19 protein-coding genes are annotated in these 17,093 nt (G+C 57.2%); 6 read left to right on the top strand and 13 right to left on the bottom strand.

Features of this window, described 5'->3' with window-relative positions; translation table 11 throughout:
• Window positions 1–21: 21 nt before the first annotated feature.
• The 12 genes from AO388_RS08805 to AO388_RS08750 all read right to left on the bottom strand — a co-directional run bounded on the left by AO388_RS08805 (window position 22) and on the right by AO388_RS08750 (window position 10,969).
• Window positions 22–597: a TerD family protein gene (locus AO388_RS08805; RefSeq protein ID WP_003371302.1), complete on the bottom strand. Its 576-nt coding sequence runs from the start codon at window positions 595–597 to the stop codon at window positions 22–24.
• A gap of 27 nt (window positions 598–624) precedes the next feature.
• Window positions 625–1,659, bottom strand: a complete 1,035-nt coding sequence (locus AO388_RS08800; RefSeq protein WP_003371301.1) for a TerC/Alx family metal homeostasis membrane protein — start codon at window positions 1,657–1,659, stop codon at window positions 625–627.
• Between the two features lie 26 nt (window positions 1,660–1,685).
• On the bottom strand, window positions 1,686–2,135 hold the full coding sequence (locus AO388_RS08795; protein ID WP_058416310.1) for a tellurite resistance TerB family protein: 450 nt from the start codon (window positions 2,133–2,135) through the stop codon (window positions 1,686–1,688).
• Window positions 2,136–2,185: 50 nt separating this feature from the next.
• Window positions 2,186–3,403 (bottom strand): TerD family protein, encoded by a 1,218-nt coding sequence (locus AO388_RS08790; protein ID WP_058416309.1) that lies wholly within the window; start codon window positions 3,401–3,403, stop codon window positions 2,186–2,188.
• Complete coding sequence (locus AO388_RS08785) at window positions 3,400–3,993, bottom strand: TerD family protein (protein ID WP_002552034.1); 594 nt, start codon at window positions 3,991–3,993, stop codon at window positions 3,400–3,402. Before AO388_RS08785 ends, AO388_RS08790 begins: the two co-directional genes overlap by 4 nt.
• A 46-nt stretch (window positions 3,994–4,039) precedes the next feature.
• Entirely contained in the window at window positions 4,040–4,786 is a 747-nt protein-coding gene (locus AO388_RS08780; protein WP_003371292.1) for an HAD-IB family hydrolase, read from the bottom strand.
• Entirely contained in the window at window positions 4,787–5,737 is a 951-nt protein-coding gene (locus AO388_RS08775; RefSeq protein ID WP_003371290.1) for an HpcH/HpaI aldolase/citrate lyase family protein, read from the bottom strand. It abuts the gene before it with no gap.
• 1 nt (window position 5,738) lies between these two features.
• Window positions 5,739–6,833, bottom strand: a complete 1,095-nt coding sequence (locus AO388_RS08770; protein ID WP_058416308.1) for a cysteine protease StiP family protein — start codon at window positions 6,831–6,833, stop codon at window positions 5,739–5,741.
• On the bottom strand, window positions 6,826–7,584 hold the full coding sequence (locus AO388_RS08765; protein WP_003371283.1) for a hypothetical protein: 759 nt from the start codon (window positions 7,582–7,584) through the stop codon (window positions 6,826–6,828). The genes AO388_RS08770 and AO388_RS08765 overlap by 8 nt, the downstream gene beginning before the upstream one ends.
• Window positions 7,577–8,710 (bottom strand): phosphoribosyltransferase domain-containing protein, encoded by a 1,134-nt coding sequence (locus AO388_RS08760; protein WP_054082226.1) that lies wholly within the window; start codon window positions 8,708–8,710, stop codon window positions 7,577–7,579. The genes AO388_RS08765 and AO388_RS08760 overlap by 8 nt, the downstream gene beginning before the upstream one ends.
• Before the next feature lie 66 nt (window positions 8,711–8,776).
• Window positions 8,777–9,916, bottom strand: a complete 1,140-nt coding sequence (locus AO388_RS08755) for a trypsin-like peptidase domain-containing protein (protein ID WP_058416307.1) — start codon at window positions 9,914–9,916, stop codon at window positions 8,777–8,779.
• A 54-nt stretch (window positions 9,917–9,970) separates the two neighbouring features.
• Window positions 9,971–10,969, bottom strand: coding sequence for an ATP-grasp domain-containing protein (locus tag AO388_RS08750; RefSeq protein WP_003371275.1), 999 nt, complete (start codon window positions 10,967–10,969; stop codon window positions 9,971–9,973).
• A 119-nt stretch (window positions 10,970–11,088) separates the two neighbouring features.
• Between AO388_RS08750 and AO388_RS08745 the strand changes: the two genes are divergently transcribed.
• Window positions 11,089–11,634 (top strand): DUF1523 family protein, encoded by a 546-nt coding sequence (locus AO388_RS08745; RefSeq protein ID WP_003371273.1) that lies wholly within the window; start codon window positions 11,089–11,091, stop codon window positions 11,632–11,634.
• 172 nt (window positions 11,635–11,806) lie between these two features.
• Here AO388_RS08745 and AO388_RS08740 read toward each other — a convergent pair whose 3' ends face one another.
• Complete coding sequence (locus AO388_RS08740) at window positions 11,807–12,226, bottom strand: pilin (protein ID WP_058416306.1); 420 nt, start codon at window positions 12,224–12,226, stop codon at window positions 11,807–11,809.
• Window positions 12,227–12,451: 225 nt separating this feature from the next.
• Between AO388_RS08740 and pilB the strand changes: the two genes are divergently transcribed.
• Genes pilB through yacG form a run of 5 tightly spaced genes read left to right on the top strand, consistent with a single transcriptional unit; the run spans window position 12,452 to window position 17,066 of the window.
• A complete protein-coding gene (gene pilB / locus AO388_RS08735; protein WP_058416305.1) occupies window positions 12,452–14,146 on the top strand; it encodes a type IV-A pilus assembly ATPase PilB in 1,695 nt (564 codons plus the stop codon).
• 2 nt (window positions 14,147–14,148) lie between these two features.
• Entirely contained in the window at window positions 14,149–15,366 is a 1,218-nt protein-coding gene (locus AO388_RS08730; RefSeq protein ID WP_058416304.1) for a type II secretion system F family protein, read from the top strand.
• A gap of 1 nt (window position 15,367) precedes the next feature.
• Complete coding sequence (locus AO388_RS08725) at window positions 15,368–16,240, top strand: prepilin peptidase (RefSeq protein ID WP_058416303.1); 873 nt, start codon at window positions 15,368–15,370, stop codon at window positions 16,238–16,240.
• Window positions 16,237–16,860: a dephospho-CoA kinase gene (gene coaE / locus AO388_RS08720; RefSeq protein WP_003414821.1), complete on the top strand. Its 624-nt coding sequence runs from the start codon at window positions 16,237–16,239 to the stop codon at window positions 16,858–16,860. The genes AO388_RS08725 and coaE overlap by 4 nt, the downstream gene beginning before the upstream one ends.
• Complete coding sequence (yacG, locus tag AO388_RS08715; RefSeq protein ID WP_002552020.1) at window positions 16,857–17,066, top strand: DNA gyrase inhibitor YacG; 210 nt, start codon at window positions 16,857–16,859, stop codon at window positions 17,064–17,066. The genes coaE and yacG overlap by 4 nt, the downstream gene beginning before the upstream one ends.
• The last annotated feature ends 27 nt before the right edge of the window (window positions 17,067–17,093 follow it).

The following is a 17,093-nucleotide window of genomic DNA, read 5'->3' as shown; positions in this document are numbered from 1 at the left end:
AGAAAAGTGGTTGGGCGTGAATCAGAAATTCATGCCGAAAGAGTTGGCTACGGCTTTCAGTCCACCGGCAAAACCGCTACCCACGGCGCGGAACTTCCACTCGCCATTGTTGCGGTACAGTTCGGCGAAAATCATCGCGGTTTCAGTGGAAGCGTCTTCTGCCAGGTCATAGCGAACAACTTCAGAACCTGACTGCTCATTCAATACGCGAATGAACGAGCCACCCACCTGACCGAAGTTCTGCTTGCGGCTGTCTGCGTCGTGAATGGTCACGACGAAAACAACTTTCTCCACATCGGCAGGGACACGGGCCAGATCGACCTTGAGGACTTCGTCATCGCCGTCGCCAGCACCGGTACGGTTGTCACCGGTGTGCTCGACAGAACCGTCGGCGCTCTTGAGCTGGTTGTAGAAAATGAAGTCAGCTTCACTGCGGACCTTGCCATTGGCGGCCAACAGGAATGCGCTGGCGTCCAGGTCGAAATCCTGTCCGTCAGTGGCTCGCGGGTCCCAGCCCAGACCGATCAATACGTTGGTCAGGGTAGGGTCGGTTTTCGACAGCGAAAGGTTGCCACCTTTTTGCAGAGTCAAAGCCATGATTCGTTTATCTCCTTTATCCAGTGTTTACGCTTTTTCTTCCGCGGATTCGTCTTTGCCCGGGAAGAGCAGGCTTGCAACGATACCGATGATCAATACGACGACCACAACCAGCAGGCTGGTGTTGGCGCTGATCTCGTAACCGTGATGGAACAGGTGGTTGGTTGCATTCAGGCCCAGTTTGACGGCGATGAAGAACAGCAAGGCGATAACCGCTTTCTCCAGGTGCACCAGGTAGCGCTTGAGGGCTTCCAGAACGAAGTACAGGGTACGCAGACCGAGAATCGCGAACAGCATGGCCGAGAACACGATCAGCGGCTCGCGGCTCACGGCGATGATTGCAGGCACGGAGTCGAACGCGAACAGCACGTCGGAGATTTCGGCCACAACCAGACACAGGAACAGCGGGGTCGCGAACAGAGCGCCTTTGGCCGCCAGCGTGATACCGGCGTTTTCAGGCTTTTTGACTTCCTGCTCGAGAACCGAGCGACGAACGAAGAAGTTGCTGCCGTGCAGTTTTGGCCACACCGGGAACAGCTTCTTGGCGAAGCGATAAGCCATGTGTTGCGAGTAGTCGACTTCTTCGTCGTCGTCATCGCCCGCCCTGAGCATCATGATGGCTGTCCAGGCAACGATGACCGCAAACACCACTTCGACCCATGGACCCAGCGCCAGAAGGCCGGTACCGATGGCGACGAAGATGCCGCGGAAGACGATGGCGCCGATGATGCCCCAGTACAGAACGCGGTGGCGCAGGCCATCCGGAATCTTGAACCAGGAGAACAACGCCATGAACACGAACAGGTTGTCGACGCTCAACACTTTTTCCAGCGCGTAACCGGTCACGAACAGCGTGGCGACTTCAGAGCCGTGCTGGACATACAGGAAACCGGCGAAGGCCAGCGAAATGGCGACCCAGAAAATCGACCACGCCGAGGCTTGCGCGAGGGTGATTGGCTTGTTTCCACGGTGGGAGAACATGTCGATAGCCATGGCCGTAACGGCCAGACCGACGAAAACCGCCATCGTGAGTGGAGGGAAGCCTAGAGAGGTGCTTTCCATTTAACTGCGTTCCTTAGGGTAAAAAATTACAGGTCGAAATCGGACGGGTTGAGGCCAAGCTCTCGACAGATCGTGCGGCAGACTTCCCGCTCTTTCTCATCGAAGCTGCCATCGGCGCCGCCGATAGCACAGCAGACGCGCACCAGCAAACGGCCTGCATCTTCTTTCTTTTTGATCTTGCCGATGGTTTTCAAGGCCTCGGCACGACCAATTTCAAAATCGAACTCGAACTTTGAGCAGGCTTCCTGGAAGCCCTGGATGACGTCCTTCATGTCGAAAACTTTCAGTTCCTGAGAGTTCTGAATGAAGCCGGCCATTTTCTGCTTTTCACTGGAGCTGATATCACCGTCTGCGGCCGATACCAGAGCACAGCCGGAAACCACAGCCTCCATGAATTCGCGATTCTTGAACTTCGAGACTTCCGAAGCCAGCTTGTCGCGAGCAGCTGTTGCGTTTGTTTTCAACCAGTCCAGCATGTCTATCTCCCATGAGGCGGCACAGCCAGCCCAGAAATACCACGGTATGTTTACTTGGAACCTGCAGCCCAGCGCATGCCCCATCCGTAGGCTTTATCCATGTTGCTGTGGCCGTTATGGAAATCCACACGACGCGTCACCTTGACCGCACCGTTGTCATTTTCCAGCAGGGCAATGGCACACATGCCCTGGCGACCGCCCTCTTCATTGAGGCGAACCTCGATGGGCGGCTGGCCCGGCGCGTGAATGGTGACGACCCCGTCGGTTTCCTTCCAGTTCGGCGCACCTTCATAGATGAACGCGTAGACCAGAATGCGACGGATCTTGCTCCAGTGCGCGCCATTGATATGCAGCCACTCACCGTCGCTGATCGAGCCGGTACGGTCATCGCCCATCAACTTGATGAACGGCTCGGTGTTGAGCGAACCGAACGAGTTGCCCAGCGCCTGAACAGCGCCTTTGAGACCGTCCTGCATTTCGAAGAGGCAGCCTACATCAAGGTCGATGGCATTGCTCTTCTTCATAGAGAAGAAGCCACCGCCCTTGCTGTCGTTACGACGGTTCCAGTTCAGGTTGACCCGAATCTCACCGAAACCGGCACTGGATTTTTCCAGACTGATGGAAGCACGGGTCTTGTCGAGCGTAATCTTGCTCAGACTGACGGTCGACTTGGGCACAGGCGCTGGAACAGGTGCAGGTGCAGGTGCAGGTGCAGGTGCAGGTGCAGGTGCAGGTGCAGGTGCAGGTGCAGGCTGATCCTGCGGCGCGGCGACTTCAACGCCGAAGTTTTTTGCCAATGGCTCAAGGCCGCCAGCAAAACCCTGGGCCACGCAACGGAACTTCCATGCCCCCTGACGCAGGTAGAACTCGCCCAGAATCAACGCGGTTTCTTTCATGCCGCTTGTAGGGATATCGGCTTCGATACCACCGGTGATGTTCAAGGCCAGGCGCGACACGCTGCCAAAACTGGCCTTGTTCTCATAGATGGTCGCCGTCAGGGCCACCTTCTCGATGACCGAGTCCAGACGGCTCGGATCAAGACTGAACACTGCGCGTCCGGCTGACGCTTCCGTCTGCTGCAGCGCACCGCCGTTCACGCTTTTCTGGCCGTAGAAACACATGTCCTGATCGCCACGGACCTTGCCGGAAGCGGTCAGCAGAAACGCAGAAACATCGATATCCGCATCCGCGAGCGGAGAGTAAATAACTTCCACCGTCAGCGGGCCGGCAGCGACCGGCGCGTTGGCGCCCGGGACAAGTTGGGTCATGCGCGTACAGCCCCGATCGCCAGCTCGACCAGATCATCTGCAGTACGGCCATTGGTGACCTGCCCTACTGCGGTGAAATCCCAACCTGCAGGGGTGCGCGCCAGATAGGACATCACCACGCCGGTGTGCTGGCCTTTTTCGGACAGATCAAAGCGGCCCAGTTCGTTACGGCTGCCCAGGTCGACAATACGGCAGTAGGCGTTGGCGACTTTTTCGAAATTCTGACCGGTGAACGAATTGACGGTGAACACCAGGTATTTGACCGTGGCAGGCAGTTTTTCCAGATCGACGCTGATGGTTTCATCGTCGCCCGCGCCTTCGCCGGTACGGTTGTCACCCGAATGCTGAATGGCACCGTCACGCGATTGCAACTGGCGGAACCAGACAAGATCGAGGGGCTTTTTGTCGGCGTCGAGCATGATGCACGAGGCATCCAGGTCGATATCGCCGCCGCCACCACCGAGCAATTTACCGAAGAAACCACTGGCTTTTTCAGGGTCCCATCCAAGTCCCATGCTGACTTTCTTGAGGCCTGTACCAGCAGTTTTCTCGAGTGAGATCGTCTGGTTCTTTGCCAAAGTGAGTGCCATTTTTCGCTCCATGTGACGTTGGATTTCGGATAAAAGTGTTACAGCCTTACCGTGTTGGCCCGTCTTTGCCATCAGGATTGTGTAACTTGGCGTTAACGGGGCCTTTATAGCGGCCTCGACGCCACGTCGGATGGAACAAACGCCAGTGCGCATCCTGAGCAGCGGCGAGCAATTCGTGGTCACCTCGGGTGTCGCCCCAGGCGCGAACCCGGAACTGGGTCAATGGCCCGTAAACGCTCTCCAGGCGTGCAACTTTCGAGTCGCAACGGCAGTTGCTGCCTTCGATCAAGCCGGTCAGCTTGCCGTCGATCACTTCCAGATTGGTACCGATCAGCTCTACTTTCAGGCGATCAGCAAAAGGTTGCAGGACCATAGCAGGCGATGCTGAACAAAGCGTGACAATGGCACCCTTCTCGATTTCAGCGGCAATGGACTCCAGCGCGGCAGGACGCATCAGGCGTTTCCAGTGCGACTGGCAGAACGCTTCAGCCTTCTGCTGCAGCCACTGCACTTCGACGCCACTGAGGAAGGCCTTGATCAGGCGCCCTTTCAGTTCGTCGCGGGTCACGCGCTTGGCAAGAAAGCCGATGCTCGGCAATACCAGCCGGGCCATACGCACAGAGAAGGCTCGTTGCCCAAAGGCGAACTTGAGAAACGGCACGAAGCTGTCGTGTCGGGTGATGGTCCCGTCAAAATCGAAAACCGCCAACAGGCGTTGTTCAACTTCGATTTCAAGATCGGGGCCTGCAGGTTCAAGATCAGGTTCTACGGTTTCAAGGTCAGGTTCTATCATCTAGCTAACTGCCTCAGCGAGTCGAATGCTGGCATCCATGATCGAAGCGGGTGCGGATAACACTCCATGCCATTTGGCGCGCTCCATGATGTGGGTTGCCCATTTATAGTGGGTAGCCGGTTCACACATCGCGTCGTTGTACTTGAACACTGCGGGGGCCACAGAGTTCAAAATCATCCGGGCGGAGTTGATGTCCTCCAGGCTGACGCGTAGCGCATTCTGAATGATATTGACCTGCGAGGGGTGAATTGCCGTTTTACCGACCAATCCATTGGCAATATCCAGCGCCAGCTCATGCTCCAGAATGTCCGGAGTAGCCAGTTGCTCGAACACCGGAGCGGTAAGCGCAAAGCCCTGCGAACCCATGACACCCGCCAGCATGGGGATGACATACCCCATCGGCGTCGAGTACAGGGTCATGGCCGGATTGCGGCGCAGCCCCAGGCAGCCCATCAGGTCATTGCCCCCGATGCGCAGCGCAATGATCCGCTCGCACAGACTGGCCTTCAAGGCTTCCCCCAACTCGACCATCGCTGTCGGATTGAACACTTCAGGGGTTTCCAGTGTAGGCATCAACGCCAGCGCCGGGTTGGTGACGGCCTGCTCCCAGTTCGTCAGACTTTTCAGCGAGAGCTTGGGAACAACGAAACCGTCGACGTGCGCCATCAGCGGCCAGTCGTTGAGAATTCGCGCCATCGCAGCGTCTCTTGGACGCACGAAAAGCAGCGGACCGTCGGCCGGACGACCGCCACGATCGCGGATACGGGTGAGTACCTGACGAAGATTGAGTAACGCCGTGTCGACATCGGTCAGTGCTACGGCGTCTTCCAGACAGACGACCAGCGAACGCAGCTCGGGAATCTTTTCACCGAACACCACATCGACGATATCGTCCCGGGTCGCGGGCATGTACAGCGTTGCCCCCAGCGCATAAGGCGAGAATAAGGCCATATTAGCTCAGACTCCGAATGATGGTCACAGCCCGATAGGGCCCCAGGAGATCGCCAACTTCTTCGACGGGAATCCCCGCTTTTTCGGTCAGGTGCAACAGCAATTGCACGTCGCTGTCAGCCAGGTTGCGCACCAGTACATGATCCGGCACGCGGCGCATGACCGCTCTGGTGGCTTCGGCAATGCCCGGCTTGATGCGATTGAAGTTATTGATCCCGAAGCGCTCGGCCAGACGGTCAACCACCTGTAATGCGGCGGCCTTGAGTTCGGTTCGCTGAGGCAGCGTCCAGGGTGTCAGTGTGAGCGTAGAACTGTTTTGACGACGCTGGCTGTCGATCTGTTCAATAAAAGACTGCGTGACGTCGTGATCGCGCAACTGCTCGTACACCACGCAACCGTGCAGCCCGCCGTCCGTCGGCCAGATAGAGCGCGAAACCAGACCGGACACCGTGGCACCGAGAATGCCGGAAGGAATCACCCAGTCCTCTGCCGACGCTGCCAGCCAGGCACTGCCGCACGGATCGGCCAGCACCACCAGCCGTGGCTGATCCGGAAAGCGCGTATCGCCCGCCAGACTGCGACGGATCTCCCCCGAAATCGCGCCCTTGCCGGTCCAGCCGTCGACGAACACGATGTTCTGCGCGCCGTGGGCCTGAATAATGGCTTCAAGCGCCACCGTATCAATGCCGCGATCACGGACGATACTGATGCCGTAGTGGTGCGCTTCGCGACCCAGATCGATCAGCGCCCGTCGCAACAGCACACCCAGCGGCAGACCGGCGCGCACGAACGACACCAGAATGATTTCAGCGCCTGGGCACTCGCGGTCAAGCGCCTGGGCCAGGGCCTGTACATCTTCGGCCATGCGCGCGCCGTTCTGCTTGAGCGCCCGCTCATACAGCGCCTTGTGAGCGACGCTGGGCGCTGACTCCTCGCTGATCATTTCCGAATAGTGCTTCTGTCGCGTCTGAATCAGGCGCTCCTTCTCCTCGACGCTGGTGGTCTGCATCGCCACGCCGCGCAACAGGAAATGCACGTCGTCGTGCAGGTAACTGCCACTACCGACCGTATCGAGCCCGTGAACGGGATCACTCATGCGCGGCTCCGACAAACATTTTCGCCAACTGACTGCGGGCAGGCGTCGCCCACCAGTGGCACTCTTCCATGAAACCCAGATCGGTAATGCTGTCGCCAAAACCGAGCACCGGGCGTTCGCCATTGATCGCCTTGTCGCGTCGCAGCCACTCCTGGACCGCGTAACGCTTGGCCAGCCCTTCGGGCAGAAAGGCCAGATTGTTGCCGTTACCATGAATATGCATGCCGTCGAGCAAGCCACGCGCCTGCACTTCGGCCAGCACTTTGCCGAGGATGCTGTCATCGCTCTCGTTGTGCTTGGTCACCACGTAATGGAACAGTTGCGCCTCTTCGACCACCCAGCCGCGCAGTGAAAAACCCAGTTCCTGACCGATCGCCAGTGTCGTCGCCGACAGCTCATGCAGACGCGACTGGTAACTGGTCAGGGTCTGTTTCATCTGTTCGTTCCAGTCATGGTCCAGCCGTCCCATGACATCGAGCATCACGCCACCATGGGAGCAGATCGCACCTGCGGTGAACGGCAGTTTGACCCGGCTGTAGGCCTCGACACTGCGCGCCGTCACCGGCACCACATCGGAATGCGCCAGCAGCCAGTGCGCGAACGACTTCTGCACGTTGGTCATGTAGCCATTGGCATTACCCGTGATGTCCAGCGTTGCGACGTGCTTTTCAATGCCAGCCGGGGTTTTGCGCGCGGTCTGGAACAGGGTGTCGTCCAGATCGACGAAGATCAGCGGGCGGTCGTTACTCATCGCAGATGACCTCGGCGTTCAGTGCTTCGATCAACTCGGCAGGCACCGCCTGCCTTGGGGTTTCGGTACAGATCAGCACCCGGTCGAACTGACCCGGCCGCACGTTGTAGAGGAAGTTGGGAATGCCCAGGCCATAGTTGTCGGAGAACGACAGCGCATGGTCGATGGCGTGACCGAGTGCAATCGGTGAACGGCTGGTGGAGCTGAAGTGCACGTCGGCTCCGGCTTTCTCCAGACGCTCGGCGAGCAGGAACGGACGCCAGACGAATTCGCTGGTGCCAACCACCAGAATGCGCTCGCCCTTTTTGATGGTAATACCGGGTGCCAGCGTATCGGCCACCGAGAGCACACCCATGCGTCCCCAATCGTTGGCGGTGACCAGCGGCCAGTCACCCATGGCAACGGTGCCGACTTCCGGCATCTCAGGCAGCGGCGCGCTTAAGTCTTCATCGAAGAAGTAAGAGCCTTGCAGCAGCGAAACCTGTTCTGCCACTGCGCCCATCGAGGTACTGACCGCGCCCGCCGACCAGTCGGTGAGCACACAGGTCACCACCCGCTCGATTTTGCTCAAGCCGGCGTCAACCAACGCTTGATGCAGGTTGATGAAGGTCTTGCCTGTGGACGCCTCGTCATCGACCAGCACCAGCGAACGGGCACCGAGCATCATCTCGCGTAACGCCGGATCGACGGGCAGGTGGATCAGATGAGCGCTGGCGTGGCTGTGCTCTTCTTCAAAGCGGGCAAACAGTGCACTGCCGGTCGGATGGCGCGTGCTGACCATGTACAAGGCATCCGGGCGCGTTGCGCTATAGGCACGGTGTACGCCGGCACCAAGGCCGACAGCCGTTTCGGCCATGCCGATGACCAGCACCGGGCCGGGCAGGTCTGCGGGGATCTTGTGCGCCAGGTCCTGAAAACTTTTCAGCATCACGCCTGGACGCGCAGGGATATGGCGCCCCAAGACTCGGGACACGAAGAGAAACGCGCGCTTGGGGTTACGCCGCTCGGCGAAGCCGAACAGTGAATCCGGAGCGATGGTCGACGAATCGACGCTGACATCGAGGCGACCACGAAGCAGATCAGCACGAAGCTTTGTAGGGTTGGAAAAAGCTGCGCTGCTGTCCATCGATAAATTCCTGATTAGCGGGGCCGCAGCCCCTGACGCCTGCAGACCAGCCAGGCAACACCAACTTCATTGGCGAGAGGCTTCAACGAGCCATAACGACGACTGAGCGGTGCGTGAGATTTCTGTGGTGGTGTACGACCTTTCCGGGCGGGCATGCGCAGCGTCGATGCGGCACGCCTGCAGAAAGGCCAGTAACAGTGCGGACTTCACGGCGAAGTTCATGTTCTGCCCGTCCGGTACGGTTGAGGTCACCATGCCAATCACCGCGCCCCCGTTGTCGAATAACGGGCTGCCACTGGACCCCGGCTGTATCGGTGCCGTGAACTGAAACAGGCTGGCATCGTTGTGCAGACCGAACAGACCGGAGATCCCGCCCTGAGTCACCTGCAACCCGCCACCTGAAATGGACGCCAGTGGATAGCCCAAAACCGCTACGGTATCACCCGGCTCACAGCCCTGCCCGTCCCGGAATGTAACCGGAGACAACAGCGGTGCGCCCTGCACGCGCAGCAGCGCGATGTCGTTGCGACGGTCGATGACCACCGGCTCGGCCTTGTAACGGCCCTCCAGTGAAATGATGTAGAACACGCCCATGTCTTCGATGACATGCGCACAGGTCATGACGTGCGCCGGGCCGACCACGAACGCCGTGCCGGTCGCCGACTCATGCCGCGGTCCGCCCCCCGAACCCGCAGACGGGCGGCGTGGATGACGATCGTCCACGTCCAGACCGATCTTGCGCCCGAACGCCGACAGTCCATACGCCGAGCCTTCGCTCAGCGCGCGGAATTTCCATTGCTCATTGCGCTTGTAGAACTCGCCGATGATGATCGCCGCTTCGCCGTTATCGCGCAGGTCCAGGCGGTGCTCGATATCACCATCCACGTTGAGGTGCAGGCTGGCAATATCACGGATCGGCCCCATGGCGGCGTAGACGTAGACCATCAGCAGCACGCGATCACTGCCCGTCGGCAACCTGTCCAGCCTTAACGTGCAGCCAACGTCCTGAGGGCCGCCGCTCCACTCCATCCAGCCCTGCTCCTGATGCAGCAGCGCCGGATCACCCATTGGCTGGCGTTTGTCGTTGACCGCCAGCAAGGCGACCGCTGCGTACTCACCAAAAGCCGAAGACTTACCGCTCTCCAGGTTCCAGGAACAGTGGGCGTTAGCTAAAGCAGTGTTTGCACCTGGCGCAAGAAGCTTCATGCCCGATCCTCCCTGATAAGAGCGATTAGTGATAGCAAAAATCTATTATCACGATCAAACCGAGGCCCGTACAGCGACCGTGATGGCCTTGACGCGGATATCTTCGAGCCAATGTGTTTCCGGTTCTTTCAAGCCGAGACGCCGGGCCGCGAAAATACCCGGCAGGTTGATGCCGGTTTCACGGGTGTAACCAATGCCGCCTGAATAACGCGGGTTGATCTCCAGCAAGCGCGGCTTGCCATCCGCGTCGTCGCGGGTCTGCACATTGATCAGCCCGTCGCAGGCAAAATGCTCCGCCGCACGTACCGCCAGCTGTACCGCTTCGCTGTCACGCTCGAAAGTCTGATTGAGCCCCACCTTGCGCCGCCCGACAGAGGCGACCGCCTTGCCGTGCTCGCAAACCATGTCTACCGAACACTCACTGCCCGGCATGTACGGCATGAGCAGCATGGCGGGAACATCATCGGCCTGACGATAAGCATTAAGGTACGCCTGAAAGGTCGTCTCACGCGCATCGGGGTTGGCGAAACAACGAAAATCGTCAACGCCGGTCTTGAAGCGCCAGAAGCCGCGCCCGTAAATCCCGACCACCGGCTTGATACACACCTCGCCAGACACCGCCAACGCATCGTAAGCCGTCTGCAACTCCTCGGCATTGCTGACGGCAATCCCCGGAATACACGCCAGCCCCGCCGCCTCGGCCGCCGCCGTGAAACGACTCTTGTCATCGACATCCATGAAGGTCTGCAGGGACGTTCCGCCGGTAACGAGGTCCAACCCTTCAGCGACAAAACGCGCACGCTGCGCTTCGTAAAAGCTGCCTATACGCCCGGCGACAATAATCTTGACGCCCAGCGAGCGAGCAGTCTGCAGCACCCAGTCGATACGCTCGTCGTTATCGACCGGCTCTTGCAGCGCCATATCGGCCTGCCCGGTGATTTCGGAACGCTGCTGGCGATGCGAAGCGATGATCTGTACCGATGCAGGCAGCGCATCGCGCGCCCCCATGATCACTTCACGCTGGCTGGATTGCCCTTCAAGGAACCAAATCATGTCAATCTCCGGGAGACAACGCCGTCAGCAACGGCCTTGTCGAATTTTGTAATAACTGTTTTGCTTCGAAATGTTCGGATTAGGGCAAAGTCACGCAATTTTAAACAGAGGACGCTGGTATGAAGTGGCTGAGAAGGTCGATTTGGCTTGTGGTATTCGTTGCACTGGGGATCGGCGCATTAAGCCTCTACTACGTCCTGCCGCGCCATGATGTCGTGATGATCACCGGCGTGGAAGTCAAAAGAATGGACGCCGACGGCGTCATCAACGCCGAAAACCCGGCAGACGGCCCGACCCGCGACGTGTACTTCATCAACACCGAAGACCCGGACACCAAGAAAGTCGTGGTCTACCGCAACGAAGACACCGGCTGGAGCTTCCCGTGGTACTTCAAATTCGACTCCGCCGACATCCAGGCCAAAGCCCAGGGCTACTCGCGCGATTCCCAGCAACTGGCACTGATTCGTTATTACGGCTGGCGCATAACGATCCTGTCGATGTTCCCCAACGTGACAGAGGTTGAGGCGGTGACGAGCCGTGATCAGCCGTTTCCGATTTTTAATACGATCTTTTTTGTGGTGGTGGGGTTGTTGGTGGTGATGGTTGTGGTTGGGGTGAGGAGGAGGTTTAAGGGGCGGGCGCGGGTTGATGGGGTGGTGAGGTAAACCCGAAATAACGACGACATCTGAAACGCAAAAGCCCGAGCAGTTATGCTCGGACTTTTCCGTTCGGTGACAAGGAACAAGATTGAACTTACTATCCGTTTGCTCAAACCACCTGTTCGCGGCGGTTCAAGCAACCGGCACAACTCGCACTTGTAACATAATCATCAAGAAATTAAAGCGTACACAGAATCGGAGCAGGAGCCTGCGCAGCTAGACAGCCGCTATTAGCCTTGTTCCAAGTAATCCCGCCTGCACCCAGTACCGGAGCCAGGATCAAGGTTGAGGCTACGTTTGTAGTAGCTGTAGGAGTAACGGTAATTACTCCATCGGTAACCGCTACGGCCCCCACGTTAGCTGTGGCTTGAGTACCTGGAATACCGTTAGTATTCAGATTACAACCCGCCGCAACGCCCTGAGTTTGGATGCAAACTGCGACTGCCGTCTGATAGGTACTGGCTACAGAAACAACATCAGAGAAGCGCGCCCGCATCGTATAATCCCGATATTGCGGAATAGCCACCGCAGCCAAAATACCAACGATCGCGACCACGATCATCAATTCGATCAGCGTAAAGCCTTTTTGTACGTTCATGTCTACTTCTCCGAGGCGTCAATTAGGTAGTGCCTTGGGAGCGTGAAAGCATAGGTCGTGCCAAAGTCTCTTTTCAGCCTCCAACATTGTCGATGCCGCGTATCTGCCGGAATTGGCGCTCTGAAATCAACAGAAACTGACAATTTTCGTCACATTGCTCTCAGTCATTTGGCAGCACAGCCCGACTGCGCTATAACCCACCCATTGTCTGTGTCTGGTGGTTTTATGACTGATGCTGTCCTTACTGGCTTGGCCAAACAATTGGTCCTCGCCGAGCTACTTACTGAATCTGCTGCGCAGCAAGCGTATCAACAGGCGCGCCGCGACAAGATTTCGTTGGTGAGCTATCTGGTTCAGAACAAACTGGTCAAAAGTCTGACACTGGCAGAGATGGCTTCCGACCAGTTTGGCGTGCCATTCATGGACCTCGCCAGTCTGGACAAAGAGAGCCAGCCTAAAGGCCTGGTTAGTGAAAAGCTGGTTCGACAACATCACGCACTGCCGCTGTGGCGGCGCGGTAATAAACTGTTTATCGGGATTTCGGACCCGACCAATCATCAGGCGGTGACTGATATTCAGTTCAGCACTGGCCTGAACACCGAAGCGATTCTGGTCGAAGATGACAAGCTGACTATTGCTATAGATCGCTTTTTTGACAGTGATAGCGGTCTGGGCACTCTGGAAGATGTAGATCTGGGTCTGGACATCGAACCGGCCGACGGCAAGGAAACCTCCCTTGCTACGCAGAATGACGCTGACGACGCCCCGGTGGTACGTTTCGTCAACAAGATGCTGATGGATGCTATCCGATTAGGGTCATCCGACTTGCACTTCGAACCCTACGAAAAGATCTTTCGCGTGCGCCTGCGTACCGATGGTATTTTGCATGAGATTGCCAGGCCGCCTATTCATCTGGCAAACCGTATTGCCGCGCGCTTGAAAGTCATGGCCAGCCTCGATATTTCGGAAAGGCGCAAACCGCAGGACGGACGCGTCAAGTTAAGGGTGTCCAAAACCAAAGCCATCGATTTTCGTATGAATACTTTGCCCACGCTATGGGGCGAGAAGATCGTGATGCGGATCCTTGATCCGACCAGTGCGCAGATGGGCATTGATGCTCTGGGCTACGAGCCAGAACAAAAAGCACTTTATCTGGAAGCTCTGAAACAGCCACAAGGTATGATTCTTGTAACCGGCCCCACGGGCTCCGGCAAGACGGTTTCCCTGTATACAGGTCTGAATATCCTTAATACGGTGGACATAAACATTTCCACAGCCGAAGATCCGGTGGAGATCAATCTGGAAGGCATCAATCAGGTCAACGTCAACCCGCGTCAGGGGCTGGACTTTTCTCAGGCTTTGCGCGCATTCCTGCGTCAAGATCCCGACGTAATTATGGTCGGTGAGATACGAGATCTGGAAACCGCCGAAATCGCCATCAAGGCATCGCAGACCGGCCATATGGTGCTTTCCACACTGCACACCAACAGTGCTGCGGAAACGCTGACACGACTGCATCATATGGGCGTTGCGGCGTTCAACATTGCTACAGCAATCAACCTGATTATTGCGCAGCGACTGGCACGTAAGCTGTGTAGCCATTGCAAGAAAGAACTGGATATTCCTCGCGAGACACTGATCCAGGAAGGCTTTCCGGAAGCAAAGATTGGTACGTTCAAAATCTATGGGCCAGTGGGATGCGAGCAGTGCAACGGGGGCTACAGGGGCAGGGTCGGTATTTACGAAGTGGTTAAAAAAACACCTGAATTGGAGCGCATCATCATGGAAGAAGGCAACTCGCTGGAGATTTCCAGACAGATGCGCAAGGACGGATTTAATGACCTGCGAACCTCAGGGTTGTCCAAAGCCATGCAAGGCATCACCAGTCTTGAAGAAGTCAACCGCGTAACCAAGGATTAAACATGGCCAGCAAGGCAGTCAAAGTCATCGTTTACACGTGGGAAGGCGTTGACAAAAAAGGCACCAAAACCAGTGGTGAACTGAGCGGCCATAACCTCGCACTCGTAAAGGCCCAACTGCGCAAGCAAGGCATCAATCCGATCAAGGTGCGCAAGAAGGCTGTATCCATCTTCGGCAAGGGCAAGAAGATCAAGCCGTTGGATATCGCGTTCTTTTCTCGACAGATGGCCACGATGATGAAAGCCGGTGTGCCACTGCTGCAGTCGTTTGACATTATTAGTGAGGGCGCTGAAAACCCGAACATGCGTGCACTGGTTGGCTCACTCAAGCAGGAGGTGTCGGCAGGGAACAGCTTTGCGACGGCTCTGCGACAGAAACCGGAATACTTCGATGACCTGTTTTGTAATTTGGTCGATGCGGGCGAGCAAGCAGGTGCACTCGAGAGTCTCTTGGACCGCGTCGCTAGCTACAAGGAAAAGACTGAAAAGCTCAAAGCAAAAATCAAAAAAGCCATGACATACCCTATTGCTGTGTTGATCGTCGCAATTATCGTGTCAGGTATTTTGCTCATCAAAGTGGTGCCGCAGTTTCAGTCAGTTTTTGCAGGCTTTGGCGCAGAGCTACCCGCATTTACTCTCATGGTAATCGGCTTATCAGATATCGTACAGAAATGGTGGTTAGCAATAGTTGGTCTTTTTTTCGTAGGCGCTTTTTTGTTCAAACGAGCTTATAAGCAGTCTCAAAAATTTCGCGATAATATTGATCGGTTTCTGCTGAAAGTACCGATCATTGGACCGCTTATTTTCAAGTCTTCCGTAGCTCGCTACGCGCGGACACTTGCAACAACATTCGCAGCAGGCGTTCCTCTAGTGGAGGCACTTGACTCAGTTGCAGGTGCTACCGGCAATGTTGTTTTCAGAGACGCTGTAAACAAGGTCAAACAAGACGTTTCCACAGGCATGCAGTTGAATTTTTCGATGCGATCGACCGGTGTTTTTCCAAGCTTGGCAATCCAGATGACGGCCATAGGCGAGGAATCAGGCGCGTTGGACAATATGCTGGACAAGGTAGCGACCTACTACGAGGATGAGGTCGACAATATGGTCGACAACCTAACCAGCCTGATGGAACCCATGATCATGGCTGTGCTGGGTGTCATCGTCGGCGGCCTTGTCATTGCGATGTACCTCCCCATTTTCAAACTCGGAAACGTCGTCTGACATGCCCCTCCTCGATTTCCTGGCCAGCTCCCCTCTGGCCTTCGTCATCACCTGCTGCATCCTCGGCCTGATCATCGGAAGCTTCCTCAACGTAGTCGTCTACCGCCTGCCAATAATGATGGAGCGCGACTGGAAAGCCCAATCCCGAGAACTGCTCGGCCTGCCCGCCGAACCCGATCAACCCGTCTTCAATCTGAATCGTCCCCGTTCCAGCTGCCCGCATTGCGCACACAAAATCCGCCCATGGGAAAACCTGCCGGTGATCAGCTATCTGCTGCTGCGCGGTAAATGTTCGCAGTGCAAAGCGCCGATCAGCAAACGTTACCCGCTGGTCGAGCTGACCTGCGCGGTGCTATCAGCCTACGTGGCCTGGCATTTCGGCTTTGGTTGGCAGGCGGCGGCGATGCTTGTACTGAGCTGGGGGCTGCTGGCGATGAGTCTGATCGATGCCGATCACCAACTGTTGCCTGATTCTCTGGTGCTGCCACTGCTGTGGCTGGGCCTGATCGTCAACGCTTTCGGGCTGTTTACCTCGCTTAACGATGCGCTGTGGGGAGCGGTGGCCGGCTATCTGGCGCTGTGGTCGGTGTTCTGGCTGTTCAAGCTGGTGACCGGCAAGGAAGGCATGGGTTATGGCGACTTCAAGTTGCTGGCCATGCTGGGCGCGTGGGGCGGCTGGCAGATTTTGCCGTTGACCATCCTGTTATCGTCGCTGGTGGGCGCGGTGCTTGGGGTGATCATGATGCGTGTGCGCAGGGTCGAAAGCGGTACGCCTATCCCCTTTGGTCCTTATCTGGCCATTGCGGGGTGGATCGCTTTGCTCTGGGGTGGTCAAATAACCGACTCTTACATGCAGTTTGCCGGTTTCAGATGACTCACCCTGATGAAAAACCCTGGATTCTTGGCCTGACTGGCGGCATCGGTAGCGGTAAAAGTGCAGCGGCGAAGTGCTTTAGCGACCTTGGCGTCGACACTGTGGATGCCGATCATGCCGCCCGCTGGGTAGTCGAGCCCGGGCGCCCGGCGCTGGAGCAGATAGCGGCGCACTTCGGTAAAGGCGTGTTGCAGACCAGCGGCGAGCTGGATCGAGGCGCGCTGCGCAAGCTGATCTTCGAAAACCCCGAGCAGCGGCGCTGGCTGGAAGCGCTGCTGCATCCGCTGATCAATCAGGAAATCGTCAGCCATCTGGCCAAGGCCAAATCGCCGTATGCCATTCTGGTCTCGCCACTGCTGGTCGAGTCCGGGCAATACCGCATGGTTCAGCGGCTGCTGGTGATCGATGCTCCGGCGCACCTGCAGATAGAACGCACCATGCTGCGCGACAGCTCCAGCCAGGAGCAGGTCGAAGCCATTCTCAAGGTGCAGATCCAGCGTGAAGACCGCCTGCGTCATGCCAACGATGTGCTGGTCAACGACCGCGATCACGCTTGGCTGAACAGCGAAGTCGAGCGGCTGCACCACTTTTACCTTACTTTGCGTGGAGGCCAATCATGAGCCAACCAATGACCGTCCAATGCCCAACCTGCGATGCCCCGGTGGAATGGAGCGCCGCCAGTCCGAGCCGCCCGTTCTGCTCCGAGCGCTGCAAACTGATCGACCTGGGGGCCTGGGCTTCTGAAGAGCATGCAATTCCGGTGAGCCCGGATGCCGAGGATGAGTTGTTCTCGGGTGATCTGGAGGCTCCGCACAGGGGACATTGATAATAAGTCGATGTGAAGCAACTCGCT

The sequence above is a fragment of the Pseudomonas sp. ICMP 10191 genome (assembly GCF_001467335.1).
Lineage (GTDB): Bacteria > Pseudomonadota > Gammaproteobacteria > Pseudomonadales > Pseudomonadaceae > Aquipseudomonas > Aquipseudomonas cerasi.
Note: the sequence above shows the minus strand (reverse complement) of the source record. Positions and strands in the feature narration are given on the sequence as shown.

Coding starts and splice junctions, on each gene's coding strand:
- AO388_RS08760 (WP_054082226.1), bottom strand. CDS start 8,710: ATGGACAGCAGCGCAGCTTTTTCCAACCCTACAAAGCTTCGTGCTGAT.
- AO388_RS08750 (WP_003371275.1), bottom strand. CDS start 10,969: ATGATTTGGTTCCTTGAAGGGCAATCCAGCCAGCGTGAAGTGATCATG.
- AO388_RS08755 (WP_058416307.1), bottom strand. CDS start 9,916: ATGAAGCTTCTTGCGCCAGGTGCAAACACTGCTTTAGCTAACGCCCAC.
- AO388_RS08775 (WP_003371290.1), bottom strand. CDS start 5,737: ATGGCCTTATTCTCGCCTTATGCGCTGGGGGCAACGCTGTACATGCCC.
- coaE (WP_003414821.1), top strand. CDS start 16,237: ATGACTCACCCTGATGAAAAACCCTGGATTCTTGGCCTGACTGGCGGC.
- AO388_RS08740 (WP_058416306.1), bottom strand. CDS start 12,226: ATGAACGTACAAAAAGGCTTTACGCTGATCGAATTGATGATCGTGGTC.
- AO388_RS08745 (WP_003371273.1), top strand. CDS start 11,089: ATGAAGTGGCTGAGAAGGTCGATTTGGCTTGTGGTATTCGTTGCACTG.
- AO388_RS08770 (WP_058416308.1), bottom strand. CDS start 6,833: ATGAGTGATCCCGTTCACGGGCTCGATACGGTCGGTAGTGGCAGTTAC.
- pilB (WP_058416305.1), top strand. CDS start 12,452: ATGACTGATGCTGTCCTTACTGGCTTGGCCAAACAATTGGTCCTCGCC.
- AO388_RS08790 (WP_058416309.1), bottom strand. CDS start 3,403: ATGACCCAACTTGTCCCGGGCGCCAACGCGCCGGTCGCTGCCGGCCCG.
- yacG (WP_002552020.1), top strand. CDS start 16,857: ATGAGCCAACCAATGACCGTCCAATGCCCAACCTGCGATGCCCCGGTG.
- AO388_RS08765 (WP_003371283.1), bottom strand. CDS start 7,584: ATGAGTAACGACCGCCCGCTGATCTTCGTCGATCTGGACGACACCCTG.
- AO388_RS08785 (WP_002552034.1), bottom strand. CDS start 3,993: ATGGCACTCACTTTGGCAAAGAACCAGACGATCTCACTCGAGAAAACT.
- AO388_RS08805 (WP_003371302.1), bottom strand. CDS start 597: ATGGCTTTGACTCTGCAAAAAGGTGGCAACCTTTCGCTGTCGAAAACC.
- AO388_RS08795 (WP_058416310.1), bottom strand. CDS start 2,135: ATGCTGGACTGGTTGAAAACAAACGCAACAGCTGCTCGCGACAAGCTG.
- AO388_RS08800 (WP_003371301.1), bottom strand. CDS start 1,659: ATGGAAAGCACCTCTCTAGGCTTCCCTCCACTCACGATGGCGGTTTTC.
- AO388_RS08730 (WP_058416304.1), top strand. CDS start 14,149: ATGGCCAGCAAGGCAGTCAAAGTCATCGTTTACACGTGGGAAGGCGTT.
- AO388_RS08780 (WP_003371292.1), bottom strand. CDS start 4,786: ATGATAGAACCTGACCTTGAAACCGTAGAACCTGATCTTGAACCTGCA.
- AO388_RS08725 (WP_058416303.1), top strand. CDS start 15,368: ATGCCCCTCCTCGATTTCCTGGCCAGCTCCCCTCTGGCCTTCGTCATC.